Source organism: Curtobacterium sp. Leaf261 (genome assembly GCF_001422205.1).
Taxonomy (GTDB): domain Bacteria; phylum Actinomycetota; class Actinomycetes; order Actinomycetales; family Microbacteriaceae; genus Curtobacterium.
This window is the reverse complement of record NZ_LMMJ01000001.1, coordinates 877575-899245: the sequence shown is the minus strand read 5'-3', so window position 1 is coordinate 899245 and position 21671 is coordinate 877575. Positions and strand designations below refer to the sequence as shown.

The 21671-nt window shown below is 66.7% G+C and carries 14 protein-coding genes, 4 rRNA genes and 1 other annotated feature; all 18 genes read left to right on the top strand.

What is annotated here, in order from left to right:
* The first annotated feature begins 191 nt into the window (after nt 1-191).
* The 18 genes from ASF23_RS03765 (at nt 192) to ASF23_RS18760 (ending at nt 21585) form a co-directional block, all read left to right on the top strand.
* A 16S ribosomal RNA gene (locus ASF23_RS03765) occupies nt 192-1722 on the top strand.
* Between the two features lie 616 nt (nt 1723-2338).
* Nucleotides 2339-5467 (top strand): 23S ribosomal RNA (locus tag ASF23_RS03760).
* A gap of 240 nt (nt 5468-5707) precedes the next feature.
* Nucleotides 5708-5794 (top strand) — a sequence feature (5S ribosomal RNA rRNA prediction is too short).
* 155 nt (nt 5795-5949) lie between these two features.
* A 5S ribosomal RNA gene (gene rrf, locus ASF23_RS03755) occupies nt 5950-6065 on the top strand.
* 12 nt (nt 6066-6077) lie between these two features.
* A 5S ribosomal RNA gene (gene rrf, locus ASF23_RS03750) occupies nt 6078-6194 on the top strand.
* Together the 16S, 23S and 5S rRNA genes form the textbook arrangement of a ribosomal RNA operon.
* Before the next feature lie 1465 nt (nt 6195-7659).
* The gene (locus tag ASF23_RS18770) at nt 7660-8583 is read left to right on the top strand and encodes a tetratricopeptide repeat protein (RefSeq protein ID WP_235510757.1); all 924 of its coding nucleotides are present in this window, start codon (nt 7660-7662) and stop codon (nt 8581-8583) included.
* A 40-nt stretch (nt 8584-8623) separates the two neighbouring features.
* Nucleotides 8624-9595 carry an HAD-IIA family hydrolase gene (locus ASF23_RS03735; protein WP_442855001.1) on the top strand — a complete coding sequence of 324 codons (972 nt, stop codon included), beginning with the start codon at nt 8624-8626 and terminating at the stop codon, nt 9593-9595.
* Between the two features lie 10 nt (nt 9596-9605).
* The gene (locus tag ASF23_RS18630) at nt 9606-9761 is read left to right on the top strand and encodes a hypothetical protein (protein ID WP_200919290.1); all 156 of its coding nucleotides are present in this window, start codon (nt 9606-9608) and stop codon (nt 9759-9761) included.
* On the top strand, nt 9754-10638 hold the full coding sequence (locus ASF23_RS03730; protein WP_055948928.1) for a TlyA family RNA methyltransferase: 885 nt from the start codon (nt 9754-9756) through the stop codon (nt 10636-10638). The genes ASF23_RS18630 and ASF23_RS03730 overlap by 8 nt, the downstream gene beginning before the upstream one ends.
* The gene (locus tag ASF23_RS03725; protein ID WP_055948925.1) at nt 10638-11561 is read left to right on the top strand and encodes an NAD kinase; all 924 of its coding nucleotides are present in this window, start codon (nt 10638-10640) and stop codon (nt 11559-11561) included. Before ASF23_RS03730 ends, ASF23_RS03725 begins: the two co-directional genes overlap by 1 nt.
* Entirely contained in the window at nt 11558-13279 is a 1722-nt protein-coding gene (recN, locus tag ASF23_RS03720; protein ID WP_055948923.1) for a DNA repair protein RecN, read from the top strand. Before ASF23_RS03725 ends, recN begins: the two co-directional genes overlap by 4 nt.
* Before the next feature lie 165 nt (nt 13280-13444).
* The gene (locus ASF23_RS03715) at nt 13445-15169 is read left to right on the top strand and encodes a CTP synthase (RefSeq protein ID WP_055948920.1); all 1725 of its coding nucleotides are present in this window, start codon (nt 13445-13447) and stop codon (nt 15167-15169) included.
* Nucleotides 15166-15735, top strand: coding sequence for an NUDIX domain-containing protein (locus tag ASF23_RS03710; RefSeq protein ID WP_055948917.1), 570 nt, complete (start codon nt 15166-15168; stop codon nt 15733-15735). The genes ASF23_RS03715 and ASF23_RS03710 overlap by 4 nt, the downstream gene beginning before the upstream one ends.
* A 13-nt stretch (nt 15736-15748) precedes the next feature.
* Complete coding sequence (gene xerD, locus ASF23_RS03705; RefSeq protein WP_055948912.1) at nt 15749-16750, top strand: site-specific tyrosine recombinase XerD; 1002 nt, start codon at nt 15749-15751, stop codon at nt 16748-16750.
* Nucleotides 16751-16842: 92 nt separating this feature from the next.
* Complete coding sequence (locus ASF23_RS03700; RefSeq protein ID WP_082473792.1) at nt 16843-17721, top strand: ParA family protein; 879 nt, start codon at nt 16843-16845, stop codon at nt 17719-17721.
* Nucleotides 17705-18580 carry a segregation and condensation protein A gene (locus tag ASF23_RS03695; protein ID WP_055948906.1) on the top strand — a complete coding sequence of 292 codons (876 nt, stop codon included), beginning with the start codon at nt 17705-17707 and terminating at the stop codon, nt 18578-18580. Before ASF23_RS03700 ends, ASF23_RS03695 begins: the two co-directional genes overlap by 17 nt.
* Before the next feature lie 127 nt (nt 18581-18707).
* Nucleotides 18708-19268: an SMC-Scp complex subunit ScpB gene (gene scpB, locus ASF23_RS03690; protein ID WP_055949279.1), complete on the top strand. Its 561-nt coding sequence runs from the start codon at nt 18708-18710 to the stop codon at nt 19266-19268.
* 275 nt (nt 19269-19543) lie between these two features.
* Nucleotides 19544-20653: a hypothetical protein gene (locus ASF23_RS18765; protein ID WP_156364111.1), complete on the top strand. Its 1110-nt coding sequence runs from the start codon at nt 19544-19546 to the stop codon at nt 20651-20653.
* Nucleotides 20654-20811: 158 nt separating this feature from the next.
* Nucleotides 20812-21585, top strand: coding sequence for a pseudouridine synthase (locus ASF23_RS18760; RefSeq protein ID WP_055949276.1), 774 nt, complete (start codon nt 20812-20814; stop codon nt 21583-21585).
* Nucleotides 21586-21671: the final 86 nt, after the last annotated feature.

Here is a 21671-nt window from a genome sequence, read left to right as displayed (position 1 = left end):
GCGTCTGGTCCTTGAGAACTCAACAGCGTGCACATTGTCAATGCCAATTTATTGACCTCGTGCGATGATCCTGATCTTTTCGGTTGGGGGAGTCGTTCGGAGACAATTCCTTTGGATTGAATGATTGTCAGTAGACAGTCTATCAGTCAGCATCAAATTCTGCTGCCGTCTTCGGATGGTRGTGAACGTTTTTTACGGAGAGTTTGATCCTGGCTCAGGACGAACGCTGGCGGCGTGCTTAACACATGCAAGTCGAACGATGATGCCCAGCTTGCTGGGTGGATTAGTGGCGAACGGGTGAGTAACACGTGAGTAACCTGCCCCTGACTCTGGGATAAGCGTTGGAAACGACGTCTAATACTGGATATGACAGCCGATCGCATGGTCTGGTTGTGGAAAGATTTTTTTGGTTGGGGATGGACTCGCGGCCTATCAGCTTGTTGGTGAGGTAATGGCTCACCAAGGCGACGACGGGTAGCCGGCCTGAGAGGGTGACCGGCCACACTGGGACTGAGACACGGCCCAGACTCCTACGGGAGGCAGCAGTGGGGAATATTGCACAATGGGCGAAAGCCTGATGCAGCAACGCCGCGTGAGGGACGACGGCCTTCGGGTTGTAAACCTCTTTTAGTAGGGAAGAAGGGGACCTTTGGTTCTTGACGGTACCTGCAGAAAAAGCACCGGCTAACTACGTGCCAGCAGCCGCGGTAATACGTAGGGTGCAAGCGTTGTCCGGAATTATTGGGCGTAAAGAGCTCGTAGGCGGTTTGTCGCGTCTGCTGTGAAATCCCGAGGCTCAACCTCGGGCTTGCAGTGGGTACGGGCAGACTAGAGTGCGGTAGGGGAGATTGGAATTCCTGGTGTAGCGGTGGAATGCGCAGATATCAGGAGGAACACCGATGGCGAAGGCAGATCTCTGGGCCGTTACTGACGCTGAGGAGCGAAAGCATGGGGAGCGAACAGGATTAGATACCCTGGTAGTCCATGCCGTAAACGTTGGGCGCTAGATGTAGGGACCTTTCCACGGTTTCTGTGTCGTAGCTAACGCATTAAGCGCCCCGCCTGGGGAGTACGGCCGCAAGGCTAAAACTCAAAGGAATTGACGGGGGCCCGCACAAGCGGCGGAGCATGCGGATTAATTCGATGCAACGCGAAGAACCTTACCAAGGCTTGACATATACCGGAAACGGCCAGAGATGGTCGCCCCCTTGTGGTCGGTATACAGGTGGTGCATGGTTGTCGTCAGCTCGTGTCGTGAGATGTTGGGTTAAGTCCCGCAACGAGCGCAACCCTCGTTCTATGTTGCCAGCGATTCGGTCGGGGACTCATAGGAGACTGCCGGGGTCAACTCGGAGGAAGGTGGGGATGACGTCAAATCATCATGCCCCTTATGTCTTGGGCTTCACGCATGCTACAATGGCCGGTACAAAGGGCTGCGATACCGTAAGGTGGAGCGAATCCCAAAAAGCCGGTCTCAGTTCGGATTGAGGTCTGCAACTCGACCTCATGAAGTCGGAGTCGCTAGTAATCGCAGATCAGCAACGCTGCGGTGAATACGTTCCCGGGCCTTGTACACACCGCCCGTCAAGTCATGAAAGTCGGTAACACCCGAAGCCGGTGGCCTAACCCTTGTGGAAGGAGCCGTCGAAGGTGGGATCGGTAATTAGGACTAAGTCGTAACAAGGTAGCCGTACCGGAAGGTGCGGCTGGATCACCTCCTTTCTAAGGAGCATCTGGCATCGGTAACAGCTGTCCCGTTCGGGGTGGTTGGGTGTCCAGGCGCCGGATCGAGACRYACGTTCTCGCCGGTAGCTCATGGGTGGAACATTGACAGTGGGCTTGGACAGGATCTGTCTGGCACTAGTACTCCGCACTTTCGGGTGGGGATGGAACGGGTCGGGTGGTGAGGGTTCGGGTCGTGCACGTTGTTGGGTCCTGAGGGACCAGGCTTCCGCGTCTCCCTGCTTGTGGTGGGGGAGATGGCGGYGGGCATCATGGATCGTCGGGGTCGTGTCGGAAGACGCGGGTCGGGTGGTGGTGGTGTTCCTTCGTCGGGTCAGTGCCGAACCTACCGGTTGGTGGGGGTTGGGCTGGTGCCGATCGTATGTTGAGAACTACACAGTGGACGCGAGCATCTTTGACACTTGCTGAGTACGTTGGGCCGTCACCKTTTKGGGTGGTGTGTCTGGTGGAACGGTGGGTGTCGTATAAGAGTGCAATCGCCAACCGTCATCGTCGGGGCCGTCATGGTTTCTGGTGGTGGTGGGAGACGATTACAACACTGATGACTGCAGCCGGTGGCGCCGTGACGGTGTTGCTGKTGTTGTGGTCGCTTTGTGGTCAAGTTTCTAAGAGCAAACGGTGGATGCCTTGGCATCTGGAGCCGAAGAAGGACGTAGAAATCTGCGATAAGCCTCGGGGAGCTGATAATCGAGCTTYGATCCGAGGATTTCCGAATGGGGAAACCCCGCCAGGCGTTTTGCGACCTGGTGACTCCCGCCTGAATGTATAGGGCRGGTAGAGGGAACGTGGGGAAGTGAAACATCTCAGTACCCACAGGAAKAGAAAACAACATGTGATTCCGTGAGTAGTGGCGAGCGAAAGCGGATGAGGCTAAACCGATCATGTGTGATAGCCGGCGGGCGTTGCATGGTCGGGGTTGTGGGACACGTCRCTCAGTTCTGCCGGACTGGGGCGGTTACAGCGCATCATAGTCGAACCGGTTTGAAAGCCGGGCCGTAGTGGGTGCCAGCCCCGTAGACGAAATGGTGTTATGGCCGGATGTGTATCCCAAGTAGCACGGGGCCCGAGAAATCCCGTGTGAATCTGTCAGGACCACCTGATAAGCCTAAATACTCCCAGATGACCGATAGCGGACAAGTACCGTGAGGGAAAGGTGAAAAGTACCCCGGGAGGGGAGTGAAATAGTACCTGAAACCGTTTGCTTACAAACCGTTGGAGCCTCCTTAGTAGGGGTGACAGCGTGCCTTTTGAAGAATGAGCCTGCGAGTTAGCGATATGTGGCGAGGTTAACCCGTGTGGGGTAGCCGTAGCGAAAGCGAGTCTGAATAGGGCGATYCAGTCGCATGTCCTAGACCCGAAGCGAAGTGATCTATCCATGGCCAGGTTGAAGCGACGGTAAGACGTCGTGGAGGACCGAACCCACTTCAGTTGAAAATGGAGGGGATGAGCTGTGGATAGGGGTGAAAGGCCAATCAAACTTCGTGATAGCTGGTTCTCTCCGAAATGCATTTAGGTGCAGCGTTGCGTGTTTCTTGCCGGAGGTAGAGCTACTGGATGGCCGATGGGCCCCAAAAGGTTACTGACGTCAGCCAAACTCCGAATGCCGGTAAGTGAGAGCGCAGCAGTGAGACGGTGGGGGATAAGCTTCATCGTCGAGAGGGAAACAACCCAGACTACCAACTAAGGTCCCTAAGCGTGTGCTAAGTGGGAAAGGATGTGGAGTTGCATAGACAACCAGGAGGTTGGCTTAGAAGCAGCCACCCTTGAAAGAGTGCGTAATAGCTCACTGGTCAAGTGATTCCGCGCCGACAATGTAACGGGGCTCAAGCACACCACCGAAGTTGTAGATTTCGTACAGTGACAAGCCTTCGTGGTTCAGTCGTACGGAGTGGTAGGAGAGCGTCGTGTGGCGAGTGAAGCGGCGGTGTGAACCAGCCGTGGACGCTACACGAGTGAGAATGCAGGCATGAGTAGCGAAAGACGGGTGAGAAACCCGTCCTCCGAAAGACCAAGGGTTCCAGGGCCAGGCTAATCCGCCCTGGGTAAGTCGGGACCTAAGGCGAGGCCGACAGGCGTAGTCGATGGACAACGGGTTGATATTCCCGTACCGGCGAACAACCGCCCAAGCTAATCCAGTGGTGCTAAGAGTCCTAACCCGGTGTATTCGGATCCCTTCGGGGTGATGGAGTGCCGGTCTAACGCTCGACCCCATGCTGGTGCGGCTAGCGTATTAACAGGTGTGACGCAGGAAGGTAGCTGAGCCAGGCGATGGTATCCGTAAKGTGAACCTGGTGTAAGGATGTAGGGCTGACGATAGGCAAATCCGTCGTCTSTRYGCCTGAGATCCGATGCGTACCCGTGAGGGGAAATCAGTGATCCTATGCTGCCGAGAAAAGCATCGACGCGAGGTTGCAGCCGCCCGTACCCGAAACCGACTCAGGTGGTCAGGTAGAGAATACCAAGGAGATCGAGAGAATCGTGGTTAAGGAACTCGGCAAAATGCCCCCGTAACTTCGGGAGAAGGGGGGCCGGACACGTGATGGTACTTGCTACCGGAGCGTGAAAGGCCGCAGAGACCAGTGGGAAGCGACTGTTTACTAAAAACACAGGTCCGTGCGAAGTCGCAAGACGATGTATACGGACTGACGCCTGCCCGGTGCTGGAAGGTTAAGAGGAAGGGTTAGCCTCACGGCGAAGCTCAGAATTTAAGCCCCAGTAAACGGCGGTGGTAACTATAACCATCCTAAGGTAGCGAAATTCCTTGTCGGGTAAGTTCCGACCTGCACGAATGGCGTAACGACTTCCCAGCTGTCTCAACCGCGAACTCGGCGAAATTGCACTACGAGTAAAGATGCTCGTTACGCGCAGCAGGACGGAAAGACCCCGTGACCTTTACTATAGTTTGGTATTGGTGTTCGGTGTGGCTTGTGTAGGATAGGTGGGAGACGTTGAAGTGGGCACGCCAGTGTTCGTGGAGTCATTGTTGAAATACCACTCTGGTCACTCTGGATGTCTAACGTAGGACCCTGATCGGGTTCACGGACAGTGCCTGATGGGTAGTTTAACTGGGGCGGTTGCCTCCTAAAAAGTAACGGAGGCGCCCAAAGGTTCCCTCAACCTGGTTGGCAATCAGGTGTCGAGTGTAAGTGCACAAGGGAGCTTGACTGTGAGACTGACAAGTCGAGCAGGGACGAAAGTCGGGACTAGTGATCCGGCAGTGGCTTGTGGAAGCGCTGTCGCTCAACGGATAAAAGGTACCTCGGGGATAACAGGCTGATCTTGCCCAAGAGTCCATATCGACGGCATGGTTTGGCACCTCGATGTCGGCTCGTCGCATCCTGGGGCTGGAGTAGGTCCCAAGGGTTGGGCTGTTCGCCCATTAAAGCGGTACGCGAGCTGGGTTTAGAACGTCGTGAGACAGTTCGGTCCCTATCCGCTGCGCGCGTAGGAAATTTGAGAAGATCTATCCCTAGTACGAGAGGACCGGGATGGACGAACCTCTGGTGTGTCAGTTGTTCTGCCAAGGGCACCGCTGATTAGCTACGTTCGGACCGGATAACCGCTGAAAGCATCTAAGCGGGAAGCCGTCTTCGAGATGAGATTTCCATGCCCCTTTGAGGGTGAGAGGCTCCCAGTAGACGACTGGGTTGATAGGCCGGATGTGGAAGCGGGGACTAACGACCCGTGGAGCTGACCGGTACTAATAGGCCGATGACTTGATTACACTTCCTCCACCATGAGAGTGGTGGGGGGCTCGCGTCCACTGTGTGGTTCCCGATGGACGATCGGAANTGACCGGTACTAATAGGCCGATGACTTGATTACACTTCCTCCACCATGAGAGTGGTGGGGGGCTCGCGTCCACTGTGTGGTTCCCGATGGACGATCGGAAACCAATAATTGAATACCACACCTTCGGCTTACCGGTTGGGTGGTGTGGATGATCGTGAACATCGAAGTATGTTCCGGTGGTTATAGCGTGAGGGAAACGCCCGGTCACATTCCGAACCCGGAAGCTAAGCCTCACAGCGCCTGACCGGTACTAATAGGCCGATGACTTGATTACACTTCCTCCACCATGAGAGTGGTGGGGGGCTCGCGTCCACTGTGTGGTTCCCGATGGACGATCGGAACCCAACAATAATTGAATACCGCACCTTCGGCTTACCGGTTTGGGTGTGGATGATCGTGAACATCGAAGTATGTTCCGGTGGTTATAGCGTGAGGGAAACGCCCGGTCACATTCCGAACCCGGAAGCTAAGCCTCACAGCGCCGATGGTACTGCAAGGGGGACCTTGTGGGAGAGTAGGACCGGCTGCGCTCGNAAGTATGTTCCGGTGGTTATAGCGTGAGGGAAACGCCCGGTCACATTCCGAACCCGGAAGCTAAGCCTCACAGCGCCGATGGTACTGCAAGGGGGACCTTGTGGGAGAGTAGGACACCGCCGGACTTCACGTCCGCAGAGTCAGCATCCGTTCAGGTGGATGTTGGTTGTGCAAGGGATCACGTGTGATCCACGATGTGGCCACTGGCCCTCCATCGAGACCCTGGGAATCATTCCGGGGTCTCGGCGGCGGTCGGTGGCCATTTCTGTTTAACCGGCAGCCTCGTCGTCACCCCGTCAGATGCGATCGGGTCACGCGTGTGGTTGCCGTCTCATGCACGACACCCCAGCGTCGTCACGCTCGACCTCGACGTCGAGACGTGGTGGACTGGAGCCACAGACAACGACACAGCGAACGAACCGGGCGTCTGCCCGATGCAACTCTTGAGGAGCCATGGTGGCGAACAGCCCCGACCAGAACCGACCCGACGACCGCGACCGCGGCGAGGACCGTCGCGCGCGTGACGAGCGTTCCCAGGACGGCCTGCGGCGGGATGACCGTCCTCGGGATGATCGCGATGCTCGAGGTGGGTCCGACCGCGGGCGCGGTCGTGACGAGCGTGACGGGCTGGACAACTCGCAGCGGGGTTCGTTCCGTGGGGGAGACGACCACCGTGCACCGCGCGGTGGAACTCCCGGCAACGATCCTCGTGGTGGCGCGTCACGCGATGGTGCCCCTCGCTCCGGCGGACACCGCGATGGTGCTTCCCGTACTGGTGGTCACCGCGATGGTGCCCCTCGCAGTGGTGGGTACCGCGATGCTGGCGTACGCGATGCTCGGCCCGCACGCGATGGTGACCGCCGCGAGCCGTACCGTGCCGTCGGCCGTGAACGGGAGGCTCCTCGTGACGGTGGCTCCCGGAACGGTGGGTCGCGTGACGGCGGATCTCGCACGGGCGGGTACGCCCGCGGCCCCCGAGAGTTCGAACGGCGTGACGATGGACGTCGCGACGACGTGCGTCGAGACGGCGGCCCCCGGAGCGGTGGGCCGGGTGGCGGCGGATCGCGCGAGACCGGTGCTCGGAGCGGGGCCGATGATCGTTCGGGTCGCGACTTCCGTTCGAGTACCTCACGGAACGACCGGCCTGGCTGGCGGAGCGACCGCACCGACGGCCGGCGCACCGATGGTCAGCGTTCCGATGGTCAGCGCTCCGACGCTCAGCGCGGTGACGGCCGACGTGATGGCGGCTTCCCGGGCTCGCGCGACGGTGGACGTCGGGACGGTGACGCTCCCCGGTACTCGGACCGTGCCTCCAGGCCGGAACGCGGCGGCGACCGTCCGCAGCGCTCCTTCGGCGACCGACCGAACCGCGGTGCCGACGACCGTCCGCAGCGTTCCTTCGGCGACCGTGCGCAGCGCGGGCCGCGCGACGACCGCGGTGGCCGCGACGACCGCGGCGGGGATCGCAAACGCTTCGGTGACGGCTCGAGGACCGCGGGTTCGCGCTTCGGGGAGGCATCGCGTGACGAGTGGGTCGATCGCGACCCGTTCGGCACACGATCGATCCGCCCGCGGCACGACGACCCCGACGTGCCGGAGGGCATCGATCCCCGCGATCTCGACAAGGTCGCGCGGAGCGAACTGAAGACCCTCAGCAAGGAGAACTCCGACTGGGTGGCGAAGCACCTCATCGCCGCAGCCCTGTTCATCGACGAGGACCCCGAGCTCGCCCACCAGCACGCCGTCAGTGCCGGGCGTCGTGCAGGCCGCGTCGCCGTGGTCCGTGAGACGTTGGCGATCACCTCCTACCGTGTCGGCGACTTCGCGGCGGCGCTCCGGGAGCTCCGCACCTACCGCCGTATCTCGGGTCGGAACGACCAGCTGCCGATGATGGTCGACTGCGAGCGCGGTCTCGGACGTCCGGAGCGGGCGCTCGAACTCGGACGATCCGTGGACCGAGCCGCGCTGGACGCCCCCGTGCAGGTCGAACTCGCGATCGCGATGTCGGGCGCACGCCTCGACCTCGGCAACGCCCCGGCGGCACTCTCCGAGTTGGAGATTCCACAGCTCGACCCCTCCACGGCGTTCTCGTGGTCCCCGGCGCTCTACAGTGCTTACGCGGCGACTCTCGAGGAGCTCGGTCGTCAGGACGAGGCCGACGAGTGGTGGGCCCGCGTGGACCGTGCGGCAGAGGCACTCGCCGATGCCGCTGACGAGGATGCTTGGGAGACGATCGATGTGGTCGAGGAAACGATCGAAGGACCGGACGAGCCCCGAGGACAGCACGAGCCCCGAGGACAGCACGAGCCCGGCGACGCGGCCGACGACAGCCGTGTCGGCGGTGTCGAGTCCGACGGCCTCGTCGAGCCCGGTGACGGCCTCACCGGCGACGACGGACTCGACGAAGGACCAGACGTCGCCGGCGGCATCGACGACGTCGACGTCGACGACGAAGCCTTCGAGATCGACGAGGAGAACCCCACGGACGTCGACGGATCGGGCGCCGATCGCTGAGTCGTCCGCTGTCCCGACGCCGCCCCTCGACGGGGTGGACGTGGTCCTCACCGACCTGGACGGCGTCGTGTACCGGGGCAAGGACGCGATCCCGCACGCGGTGGAGGCACTGACCGCCGCGTCCGCCTCCGCCCGGATCGGGTACATCACGAACAATGCGTCACGCCGCCCGCAGGACGTCGCCGACCACCTCACCGGCTACGGCCTGACGGTGGGGCCCGACGACGTCGTGACCTCCTCGCAGGCGGGGGTCCACATGCTGTCGACGCTCGTGCCGGACGGCGCCACGATCCTCGTGATCGGCGGTGTCGGTCTCACGAGCATCGTCGAGGGTGCCGGGTACCGGGTCACCGACTCCGCCGACGACGACCCGGCCGCGGTCATCCAGGGCTTCTCGCCCGACCTCGGCTGGAAGCAGCTCGCCGAGGCGTCGTTCGCCCTCGCGAAGGACATCCCGTGGGTCGCGACGAACATGGACTGGTCGATCCCGGTCGAGCGCGGCATCGCACCCGGCAACGGGACGCTCGTCGCGGCCGTGCACAATGCCGTCGGTCGGATGCCCGTCGTCGCCGGGAAGCCGGAGCGCCCGATCTTCGACACCGCCGTCGCCCGGTTCGGCGAGGGGTCGCGGCTGTTCATCGGCGACCGTCTCGACACGGACATCAAGGGCGCCAACGACGCCGGCATCCCGAGTGTCCTGGTGCTCACCGGGATCGACCAGGCGAAGCAGGTCCTCGCCGCCGACGCCCGCTCGCGCCCGACGTTCGTGCTCGAAGACCTCCGCGGTCTGTCGGAGCCGTACCCGGTCACCGAGCGACATGACGCACCGGACGGCTCCCGAACGGTGACCGTCGGATCCGCACGGGTCCGGATGCACGGCCACGTCGTCCGGGTCGAGGAGCACGGGGACGACGCCATGGACCTGCTCCGCGCGGGTGCGACCGCGATCTGGGACTCCGGGCTCGCGATCTACGGGCTCGACGTCGATCCTGCGCTGTACGGCGGCGAGTAGGTTGTCCGGCATGACGGACCCGGCGAGCGACGAGGACGTGCGGGGTCTCGCGGACCGCGTCCGCGACGTCGAGGGACGTCCGCTCGAGGAGCGTTCCGGTGCGTTCGCGGCCCTGCACGACGAGCTGCGCACCCGACTCGAGGGTGGCGGGAGTGCGAGTGCCTGAGCCGCACGACGCCGCGGCGACCAGCAGGCTCGACGCACTGCTCGCGGCCAGGGGGCTCGTCAAGTCGAGGACCGCGGCGGTCGGTCTGATCCTCGCCAGCAGGGTCACGGTGGACGGCAAGACGGCCACGAAGCCGTCGACGCCCGTGCGGCTCGACGCGACGCTCGTCGTCGAGGCCGAGGACGACTGGGTGTCCCGCGCGGCGCACAAGCTCATCGCGGCCCTCGATACGTTCGGGGTGGACCCGGCAGGCAGGGTCGCCATGGACGTCGGCGCGTCGACGGGCGGCTTCACGCAGGTCCTCCTCGCGCGCGGGGTCGACCGCGTCGTCGCGCTCGACGTCGGGCACGGGCAGCTCGACCCCCGGATCGCGATCGACGCGCGGGTCGTGTCGATCGAGGGCACGAACGCCAGGAACCTCACGGTCGACCAGGTCCACGCGATGGACCCGGAGGCCGGCCTCATCGACCTCGTCGTCGGCGACCTGTCCTTCATCAGCCTGCGCATCGTGCTCCCCGCCCTCGTCGACGCCGTCGGCGCCACGGACCTCGTGCTCCTCGTGAAGCCGCAGTTCGAGGTCGGTCGGACCGGCGTCCGCGAGGGCATCGTCCACGATCCGGGCCTCCGCGAGGACTCGGTGATGAACGTGCTGTGGGCCGCCTGGGACCTGGGACTCGGGACGTTCGGGGTCGCGGCGTCACCCATCATCGGGACGCACGGGAACCGCGAGTACCTGGTGCACCTCCGACCGGTCAGTGCGGTTCCCGCATCGGATGACGCCGCAGGCGAACACCCGGGCACGGTCGACGGCCTGCCAGGACCGAATCCGACAGAATGGATCGACCTGGTCAGGACGACGACCGCGGAAGGAAGCTGATGGGCGAGGACCGACACATCCTCCTGGTGGCGCACACCGGGCGGCGCGACTCGATCGACGCTGCGCTCGAGGTCTGCGACATCCTCCGCGGTGCGGGACTCACACCCGTGATGGCCTTCGACGAGTACGCGGACATCCGCCGTGCCGAGACGACGATCGGCAAGGTCGACATCCTCGGCGTCGACGTCCAGGCGTCCGAGCTCGAGATCGTCATCGTGCTCGGCGGCGACGGCACGATCCTCCGCGCAGCCGAGCTCGTCCGCGACGTGAACGCGCCGCTCGTCGGCGTGAACCTCGGCCATGTCGGGTTCCTCGCCGAGAGCGAGCGGGACGGCCTCGCGGACACCGTCGAGCGCGCCCTCCGCGGTGACTACCACGTCGAGGAGCGGGTCACGCTGCAGGTCGACGTCGTCGTCGGCAACGAGATCGTCTACTCGAGCTGGGCGCTCAACGAGGCCACCATCGAGAAGGCCTCCCGCGAACGGATGCTCGAGGTCGTGACCGAGGTCGACGGCCGTCCGCTGTCCTCGTACGGCTGCGACGGCGTCGTCGTGTCGACGCCCACCGGATCGACCGCGTACAACTTCTCCGGCGGCGGACCCATCGTCTGGCCGGACGTCGACGCACTCGTGCTCGTGCCGCTGAGCGCGCACGCGCTGTTCTCCCGCCCGATCGTCGTCGGCCCGGACTGCGTCCTCGCGGTGGAGGTCCTCCGGCGCACGAGCGGGACCGGTGTCCTCTGGTGTGACGGCCGCCGCACCCACGACCTGGCACCCGGATCCCGTGTCGAGGTCCGCCGGTCGCCCCAGCCCGTGCGTGTCGCCCGCCTGAAGGACGCTCCGTTCACCGACCGCCTCGTCGCGAAGTTCCGCCTCCCCGTCACCGGGTGGCGTGGACCGCAGCACGACGAGGACGACCAGTGATCGACGAGATCGGCATCCGCGACCTCGGGGTCATCGGCGAGGCCACCCTCGAGCTCGGACCCGGCTTCACCGTCGTGACGGGTGAGACCGGCGCCGGCAAGACCATGATCGTCACGGCGCTCGGACTCCTGCTCGGGGCCAGGGCAGACGCATCCTCGGTGCGTCGCGGCAGCCCCAGCGCGGTCGTCGAGGGACGCTGGACGCTCCCCACGGACACCGACGTCGCCGAGCGTGTCGAAGACGCCGGGGGGTCGATCGAGGACGGCGAGCTGATCCTGACGCGGACCGTCTCCGCCGAGGGCCGGAGCCGCGCCACCGTCGGCGGTCGGAGTGCCCCCGTGGCGGTCCTCGGCGAGCTCGCCGACCAGCTCGTCACGGTGCACGGGCAGTCCGACCAGATCCGTCTGACGTCCGCTGCGGCACAGCGGGCCGCGCTCGACGGGTTCGGCGGTCCCGCCGTCGCGGACGCCCTCGCGACCTACGTGCGGGCATTCGACACCTGGCAGGCGCACGCCGAGGCGCTCGAGACCCTGACCCGCGACCGGGAGGAGCGTGTCCGCGAGGCCGATCTGCTCCGCGAGGCATCCGCGGAGATCGAGGCGGTCGACCCGCAGCCCGGCGAGGACGTCGAGCTGGCGGAGCGCGCCGAACGGCTCGGGAACCTCGAGGAGCTCCGGCTCTCGGCGGGACTCGCGCACGAGGCCCTGTCGAGCGAGTCCCTCGACGGCGCACCGGACGTCGTCGGGCTCGTCGATGCCGCCCGTCGGGCGATCGAGCGGGTCGTCGGCGTCGACGCGGAGCTCGAACCGATCCTCGCGCAGCTCACCGAGATCGGGTTCCAGGTCGGTGAGGCGTCGGCGCAGGTCTCCAGCTACCTCGGGTCCCTCGACGCGGACGTCGGGCAGGACCTCGAGCTCGTCAACGAGCGTCGTGCCGCACTGTCGGCACTCATCCGGAAGTACGCCGGCACCGAGGTCGGCGAGCAGGCCGGCGACGACCTGGCGAACGTCATCGAGCACGGCCGACGCGCCTCGGACCGCCTGCTCGAGCTCGACGGCGACGACGACCGGATCGTCGCGCTGGAGCGTTCGGTGCAGGACGACGTCGACGCGCTCGAGGCGGCCGGGTCGGTGCTCACGGCGGCCAGGACCCGTGCCGCATCGGACCTCGGCACCCGGGTCACCGACGAGCTCACGAGCCTCGCGATGTCCGGCGCACGGCTGGTCGTCGAGGTGTCCGACGCGGGGGAGTACCGCCGCGTCGGCCGTGACCAGGTCGCGATCCTCCTCCAGCCGCACTCCGGCTCGGACCCGCGGCCGATCGGCAAGGGCGCGTCCGGCGGCGAGCTCTCGCGGGTGATGCTCGCGATCGAGGTCGTCATGGCCGGCACCACCTCGGTGCCGACGTTCGTGTTCGACGAGGTGGACGCCGGTGTCGGCGGAGCCGCGGCCATCGAGATCGGCCGACGGCTCGCGCGACTGGCGCAGAACACCCAGGTGATCGTGGTGACGCACCTCGCGCAGGTGGCCGCGTTCGCCACGAACCACCTCCGGGTGGTCAAGGACGCCGACGGCGCGGTGACGTCGTCGAGCGTGCAGCGACTGGACGGCGACGACCGCCTGCAGGAGATGGCGCGCCTGCTGTCCGGGCTCGGGGACAGCTCGAGCGGCATGGAGCACGCGCGCGAGCTCCTGGACGTCGCGGCGACCTCGGTCTGACGTCCGCGGGCGGGCGACCCGAGCTGCCAGCAGGACCAGCGCCGGACTGGAGGGACGGTGCCAGGCTGCACCGTCCCTCCAGTCCGGCGCGTGGTCGCGTCCGCAACACGCGCGGTGCGCGACCGGTCTGTGCACGGCGGCGCTCGTGCCATACAATGGAAGCCCGTGGCGGACACTTTTCACGGGCAGGCAGACAGCACGCAGACACACACGACGACCCCCAAGGTCACGAAGCACATCTTCGTCACCGGTGGGGTCGTTTCTTCGTTGGGCAAGGGGTTGACGGCCGCGAGCCTCGGCAACCTCCTGACGGCGCGCGGCGTCAAGGTCGTGATGCAGAAGCTCGACCCGTACCTGAACGTCGACCCGGGGACGATGAACCCGTTCCAGCACGGTGAGGTCTTCGTCACGGACGACGGCGCCGAGACGGACCTGGACATCGGGCACTACGAGCGGTTCCTCGACATCAACCTCGCGCAGTCCGCGAACGTCACGACGGGGCAGGTCTACTCGACCGTCATCGCCAAGGAGCGTCGCGGCGAGTACCTCGGTGACACCGTGCAGGTCATCCCGCACATCACCGACGAGATCAAGCGGCGGATGCGCGAGCAGGCGGAGAACGACCCGCAGCCCGACGTGATCATCACCGAGGTCGGCGGCACCGTCGGCGACATCGAGTCGCAGCCGTTCATCGAGTCCGCGCGGCAGGTGCGCCACGAGCTCGGCCGCGGCAACGTGTTCTTCGTGCACGTGTCGCTCGTGCCGTTCATGAACGCGTCCGGTGAGCAGAAGACGAAGCCGACCCAGCACTCGGTCGCCGCCCTCCGCTCCATCGGCATCCAGCCGGACGCCCTCGTGCTCCGCTCCGACCGCCCGGTCTCGTCGTCGAACAAGCGCAAGATCGCGCTCATGTGCGACGTCGACGAGCAGGCCGTGGTGAACGCCGTCGACGTCCCCTCGATCTACGACATCCCGACGATGCTCAACAACCAGGGTCTCGACTCCTACATCGTGGACGCGCTCGGGCTGACCGAGACCGCGGGCGACGTCGACTGGACCAGCTGGAACGAGGTCCTGACGGCGGTGCACGAGCCGAAGCACGAGGTCACCATCGGCCTCGTCGGCAAGTACATCGACCTGCCGGACGCCTACCTGTCCGTCACCGAGGCGCTCCGTGCCGGTGGTTTCGCGCACGGCACGAAGGTGCTCCTGAAGTGGGTCGCGTCGGACGAGTGCCAGACGCCCGAGGGCGCTGCGAAGCAGCTCGGCGACGTCGACGGCATCTGCGTCCCCGGTGGGTTCGGCGTCCGCGGCATCGAGGGCAAGCTCGGCGCGCTCCGGTTCGCGCGGGAGAACGGGATCCCGACGCTCGGCCTCTGCCTCGGCCTGCAGTGCATGGTCATCGAGTACGCCCGGCACGAGGCGCACCTGCCGGACGCGTCGTCGTCGGAGTTCGACCCGGAGACACCGTTCCCGGTGATCGCGACGATGGCGGAGCAGGTGGACATCATCGCCGGCGGAGACCTCGGCGGCACCATGCGCCTGGGCCTCTACCCGGCCGACCTCGCCGCCGGATCGCTCGCCCGGGACCTGTACGGCGCGGACCAGGCCTCCGAGCGGCACCGCCACCGCTACGAGGTGAACAACCGGTACCGCGACCAGATCGCCGACGCCGGCCTCGTTTTCTCCGGCACCTCGCCCGACGGCACCCTCGTGGAGTACGTCGAGCTCGACCGCGCGGTGCACCCGTTCTACATCGGGACGCAGGCGCACCCGGAGCTCCGCTCGCGCCCGAACCACGCGCACCCGCTGTTCGCCGGTCTCGTGTCCGCGGCACTCGACCGGCAGCAGGCATCGCGGCTGTTCGAGGTCCAGGAGCAGTCCGCGTGACCGACGCCCCGATCGCGGACGAGCCGTTCGACACCTCGGTGACCGATTCCTCGGTCGTGTACGAGGGGGCGGTGTGGGACATCCGCCGCGACACCGTCGACTACAACGGCCACGAGATGGTCCGTGAGTACGTCGACCACACCGGCGCGGTCGCGATCTACGCCGAGGACGACGAGGGGCGGGTGCTCGTCATCCAGCAGTACCGGCACCCCGTGCGACTTCGCGACTGGGAGCTGCCGGCCGGGCTCCTCGACGTGCAGGGCGAGGACCCGCTCGAGGCCGCCAAGCGCGAGCTCGCCGAGGAGGCCGACCTCGAGGCCGACGACTGGACCGAGCTCGTCCGCTTCAACTCGTCGCCCGGCGGGAGCGACGAGCGTCTCATCGTGTACCGCGCCCGCGGGGTCCGTGCGACGGCCGAGGCGTTCGACCGGACGGACGAGGAGGCCGACATCGTCAAGCGATGGGTTCCGCGCGCCGAGGTCGTGGCCGGCGCCCTCGACGGCCGGCTGACGAACGCCGCGCTGCTCCTGGCGGCGCTCGCCGTCGACGCCGCCGAACGTCGCTGAGCAGCTCCACGCCGTGACGACGCTCGAGCAGGCGACGGCGACGTTCCTCCGCCACGTCGCGATCGAGCGCGGGCTCTCGCAGCACACGCTCGCCGCGTACCGCCGCGACCTCGGCACGTTCCGGGACTGGCTCCAGAGCGAGCCGGACGGGAGGCCCGTGGTCGCGGACGTCGCCCAGCTCACCAAGGCGCAGGTGGCCGGGTTCGTCACGCACCTGGCCACCAGGCCGGAGGGACCACTCGCGCCCCGGAGCATCGCGAGGATGCTCTCGTCGGTGCGGTCCTTCACGGCGTTCACCGCGGCCGAGGGCGTGCTGCCGATCGACCCCGCCGCGACGGTGTCGCCACCGAAGGCACCGATGCGGCTGCCGAAGGCGATCAGTGTCGACCAGATGGCCGCGCTCCTCGCAGCGGCGGACGGCGACGACCCCGTGCAGCTCCGGGACCGGGCGCTGCTCGAGCTCCTGTACGCGACCGGCGCGCGCATCTCCGAAGCTGTCGGGCTCGCCGTCGACGACATCACCGCGTTCGACGACGACACCACCGATGACGGGTCTCCGGACGAGCCCGACGTGACCGTCGTCCGTGTCACGGGCAAGGGCAACAAGCAGCGGATCGTGCCGCTCGGGTCGTACGCGCTCGCGGCGATCGACGCCTACCTGGTCCGGGCACGGCCGCTCTTCGCGGCGAAGGGCACCGGGACGTCCGCGCTGTTCCTCGGGGCGCGTGGTGCGCCGCTCTCCAGGCAGAGTGCGTGGCTCGTGATCCAGGCCACGGCGGAGCGGGCGCACCTCGGTCCGCACGTGTCCCCGCACACCTTCCGGCACTCATTCGCGACGCACCTGCTCGAGGGCGGCGCCGACGTCCGCGTCGTGCAGGAGCTCCTGGGGCACGCGTCGGTCGCGACGACGCAGATCTACACGCTCGTCACGGCGGACATGCTGCGCGACGTCTACCAGACGTCCCACCCCCGCGCCCGACGGGAGCAGCCGCGACGGGTCCACCCGACGGGGTGACGTGCGGGGCGGGCTCCAGCCGTGCCTCCAGTCCGTGTCGCGCTGCCGTGCGCCTGCCGGGCGGATCGGTGGTCGCCGCTACCATTGTGGGCGTGAGCACGAACCCCACGACTCCGTCCATCGGGACCCCGCCCGCGATCGGTCCGACCGGGCGACCCGTGCAGACGTTCGCCGTGCCCGCACCCCTCGACGGACACGGTCCGGCCAGGATCATCACCCTCTGCAACCAGAAGGGCGGCGTCGGCAAGACCACGACGTCCATCAACCTCGGGGCGACGTTCGCCGAGTACGGCCGTCGAGTGCTCGCCGTCGACTTCGACCCGCAGGGCGCGCTGTCCGCCGGTCTCGGCGTGCGCACCCACGATGCCCCGACGGTCTACGACCTGCTCATCGGGACGATCAAGGACCCGTACGAGGTCATCCAGACCACCGCGGTCGAGAACCTCGACGTGATGCCGGCGAACATCGACCTCTCGGCAGCAGAGGTCCACCTGGTGACCGAGGTCGCGCGGGAGCAGATCCTGGCGAGCGTCCTCCGGAAGGTCTCCAAGGACTACGACGTCATCCTCATCGACTGCCAGCCGTCGCTCGGGCTGCTCACCGTGAACGCCCTGACCGCGGCGCACGGGGTGCTCATCCCGCTCGAGTGCGAGTTCTTCGCCCTCCGCGGTGTCGCACTGCTCGTCGAGACGATCGAGAAGGTCCGGGACCGGCTGAACCCGGCGCTGACGCTCGACGGGATCCTCGCGACGATGTACGACTCGAGGACCCTGCACAGTCGTGAGGTCATGGAGCGCGTCGTCGACGCCTTCGGGGAGAACGTGCTCGAGACGGTCATCACCAGGACCGTGAAGTTCCCGGACGCGACCGTCGCAGCTCGGCCGATCACGCAGACCGCCTCGGACCACCCGGCCGCCGGCGCCTACCGGCAGCTGGCGCGAGAGCTCGTTGCGCGTGGCGCCGTCGCCTGAGGCCCTCCCCGCTCCAGCGGACGGTGACACCGCCGCTGCTCCGACCGCGTCCGAGGGCGCGCCGACCGGGTTCCGGGTCCGGCTCGGCAACTTCGACGGACCGTTCGACCTGCTCCTGTCGCTCATCACCAAGCACCAGCTCGACATCACCGAGGTCGCGCTCAGCGTCGTCACGACGGAGTTCATCGCGTACGTGCGCGCCGCCGAGTCCCAGGACGAGCTCGACGAGGCCAGTGAATTCCTCGTCGTCGCGGCGACGCTGCTCGACCTGAAGATCGTCGGGCTGCTGCCGCAGGGTGAGCTGGTCGACGCCGAGGACGTCGCGCTGCTCGAAGCGCGGGACCTGCTGTTCGCGCGGCTCCTGCAGTACCGCGCGTTCAAGCAGGCCGCGCACTGGTTCGGCGCGCAGTGGGACACCGAGGTCCGACGGCACGTCCGCAGCGTGCGACTCGAGGAACGGTTCCGAGCACGCACCCCGGAACTGGTGTGGACGCTGTCGGTGCAGGACTTCGCCGCGCTCGCAGCCCTGGCGACCGCGCCCCGCGAGATCCCCACGGTCGGACTCGACCATCTGCACGCGCCCCTCGTGAGCATCCGCGAGCAGGCCGCGATCGTCGTGTCGATGCTGCGCACCAGGGCCGACACCGATGCTCCCGACGTCTCGTTCCGCGAGTTGATCGCCGGGGTCGAGCAGACGGGTATCGTTGTGGCTCGGTTCCTCGCGATCCTCGAGCTGTACCGGAACGCCTCCATCGGCTTCGAACAGCTCGAACCGCTCGGGGAGCTGCTGCTCCGATGGACCGCTGAGCACTGGACCGACGAGAGCCTCGCGAACCTTGGAGCCGACTATGACGGATGACACCGCGGGCGCGGTCGACTCCGGAGGGTCGGCAGAGCCCGGGGGATCCGACGAGATCGCGGAGGCCCGGTTCGCCGACGAGGAGCTGCGCGGCGCTGCCGTTCCTCCTCCGGGATCGCATCCGCCGATGTCGGGTGTCGCCGTCGACCGGCAGATCGAGGCGATCCTCATGGTCGCCGACGAGCCGCAGTCGCTCGTCGCACTCGCGACGGCGGTCGGATCGCCCGTGGCGGTGGTCCGGCAGGCCGTCGAGCGACTGGTCGCGGACTTCGACGGCGAGGACGGCGGGATCCGCCGCGGCTTCGAGCTCCGCGAGGTCGGGGGAGGCTGGCGGTTCTACGTCCGCGGCGATCTCGACGCGGTGGTCGACCAGTTCGTGCAGACCGAGAACCCGTCACGGCTCTCGCAGGCGGCGCTCGAGACGCTCGCGGTGGTGGCGTACAAGCAGCCCGTGACGCGCTCGCAGATCGCGTCCATCCGGGCCGTCAACGTCGACGGCGTCGTCAGGACCCTCACCGCGCGTGGGCTCATCGCGGAGTCGTTCACCGACAGCGAGACCGGCGCGATCAACTACGTGACGACGGACTTGCTCCTCGTGCAACTCGGCATCAACTCGCTCGACGAGCTGCCGCTCATCTCGCCGCTCCTCGAGGACGGCGCGGAAGGATTCGACAATGGCTCCGTATGACTCTTCGCGGGGGCGTCCCTCGGACGACCGACGCTCCGATCGACGCTCCGACGGGCGCGGTGCGCCTGAGGGGCGCGGTGCGGGCCGCGGTACGTCCGGCGGGTGGGCCGGCGGTGGCCGGCCCGGACGTGACGATCGGTCCGGTCGCGACGATCGGTCCGGACGCATTGATCGGTCTGGAGGATCGGGTCGAGATTCGGGGGCCGGTCGCGACGACCGCGCCTCGGGTGGGTACCGCGGGCGCGACGACCGGTCTGCCGGAGGGTCACGCGGACGTGACGAGCGTCCGCCCGGTGGGTACCAGGGTCGTGACGACCGTGCCTCGGGCGGGTCGCGCGGACGCGATGAGCGTCCGTCCGGTGGGTACCAGGGTCGTGACGACCGAGCGTCCGGTGGGTACCGCGGCCGCGACGATCGGCCTGCTGGCGGGTCGCGTGGGTGTGATGACCGTGCTCCGGGTGGGTACCAGGGTCGTGATGACCGGTCGACCGGTGGCTACCGCGGACGCGACGACCGTGCGCCGGGCGGGTCGCGCGGACGTGACGAACGTCCTTCGGGTGGGTACCAGGGTCGTGATGATCGTGGAGCCGGCGGGTACCGCGGCCGCGACGATCGGCCTGCTGGCGGGTCGCGTGGGCGTGATGACCGTGCTCCGGGTGGCTACCAGGGTCGCGATGACCGGTCGGCCGGTGGCTCCCGTGGGCGTGACGAGCGTCCGTCGGGTGGGTACCAGGGTCGTGATGATCGTGGGGCCGGTGGGTACCGCGGCCGCGACGATCGGCCTGCTGGCGGGTCGCGTGGGCGTGATGATCGTGCTCCGGGTGGGTACCAGGGTCGAGATGACCGGTCGAGCGGTGGCTACCGCGGGCGTGATGACCGTGCCTCGGGCGGCGCCCGTGGGCGAGACGACCGTCCGTCCGGTGGGTACCAGGGTCAAGACGACCGAGCGCCGGGTGGGTACCGCGGCCGCGATGACCGTCCGTCCGGTGGGTACCAGGGTCGCGATGACCGTGCGCCGGGCGGGTACCGCGGCCGCGACGATCGGCCTGCCGGCGGGTCGCGTGGGCGTGATGACCGTGCTCCGGGTGGGTACCAGGGGCGCGATGACCGTCCGTCAGGTGGGTACCGCGGGCGCGACGACGAGCGACGCAGCGCACCCCGAGACGACGACCGTCGTGCTCCGTACCGTGGGCGCGACGACCGTGGGCGCGACGACCGTGGTGGGCGCGACGAGCACCAGGGGAGCGAGTCGAGGGTCTGGCACAACGGCCGCCGGTACGTCGGTGGGACGGCGAGCCCGAGGAACCTCCGCCCGCAGAACCCGATCGACAAGCAGGCCGCGGCGGCGAAGCGTGCCGACCAGGACCGCGCCCAGGCTCGTGTGACCCCGCTGCCCGCCGGGGAGGTCGACGAGCACGGCGTCCCGGTCGAGGGCACGCCGGAGCGTCCCTACATCCCCGAGTGGAACGACGCGGTCGCGGACGGCGACGGTCCGACCGAGCCGGAGGAGCAGCTCCACACCGGCGAACGACTCCAGAAGGTCATCGCCGCCGCAGGCATCGCGTCCCGTCGTGTCGCGGAGAACCTCATCGCCGAAGGCCGTGTGACCGTGAACGGCGAGGTCGCCGATGCGCTCGGACGCCGGGTCGATCCGGAGGCCGACGAGATCGCGGTCGACGGTGTCGCCGTGCAGCTGGACTCCTCGCGGAAGTACATCGTCCTCAACAAGCCGACGGGCGTCGTCTCGAGCATGCTCGACGAGCACGGCCGCCCCGACCTCTCGCAGTTCGCCGACAAGTACGAGGCCCGGCTCTTCAACGTCGGCCGCCTGGACGCCGAGACCTCGGGGCTGCTCATCATGACGAACGACGGTGCGCTCGCCCACGTGCTCGCACACCCGTCGTTCGGCGTCTCGAAGACCTACATCGCCAAGGTCGAGGGCAACGTCCTGCCGTCTGCCGTACAGCAGATGCAGGAGGGGATCGAGCTCGACGACGGGTGGATCGCCGCGGACAAGACCCGGCTCATCGAGACGTCCCGCGGGTCGTCGATGGTCGAGGTCACCCTGCACTCCGGACGCAACCGGATCGTCCGGCGCATGTTCGACGCCATCGGGCACCCGGTCGAGGAACTCGTCCGTCGTTCGTTCGGGCCGATCACGCTCGGGACGCTCGGCGCCGGGAAGATGCGCGAGATGACCACCGTCGAGCTCGGACAGATCCTGACCATCGCACGCGACCACGGGGCGTCCGTTCCCGGGCCGACCGCCGGGTCCGACGCGGTCGACGAGGCACCCGAGGTCGTCGCCGAGGACTGAGCCGCGGACCGGCGTTCCGCGGAGTGGTCTCGGTGACCACCTGCGGGACGGTCCCGGATCTGTCCACAGGCACCGTGCCTCCAGTC

Excerpts from the sequence above, each read along its gene's own strand:
- ASF23_RS18630 (WP_200919290.1), top strand. The coding sequence starts at position 9,606 with ATGACGGACCCGGCGAGCGACGAGGACGTGCGGGGTCTCGCGGACCGC.
- ASF23_RS03725 (WP_055948925.1), top strand. The coding sequence starts at position 10,638 with ATGGGCGAGGACCGACACATCCTCCTGGTGGCGCACACCGGGCGGCGC.
- scpB (WP_055949279.1), top strand. The coding sequence starts at position 18,708 with ATGTCGGGTGTCGCCGTCGACCGGCAGATCGAGGCGATCCTCATGGTC.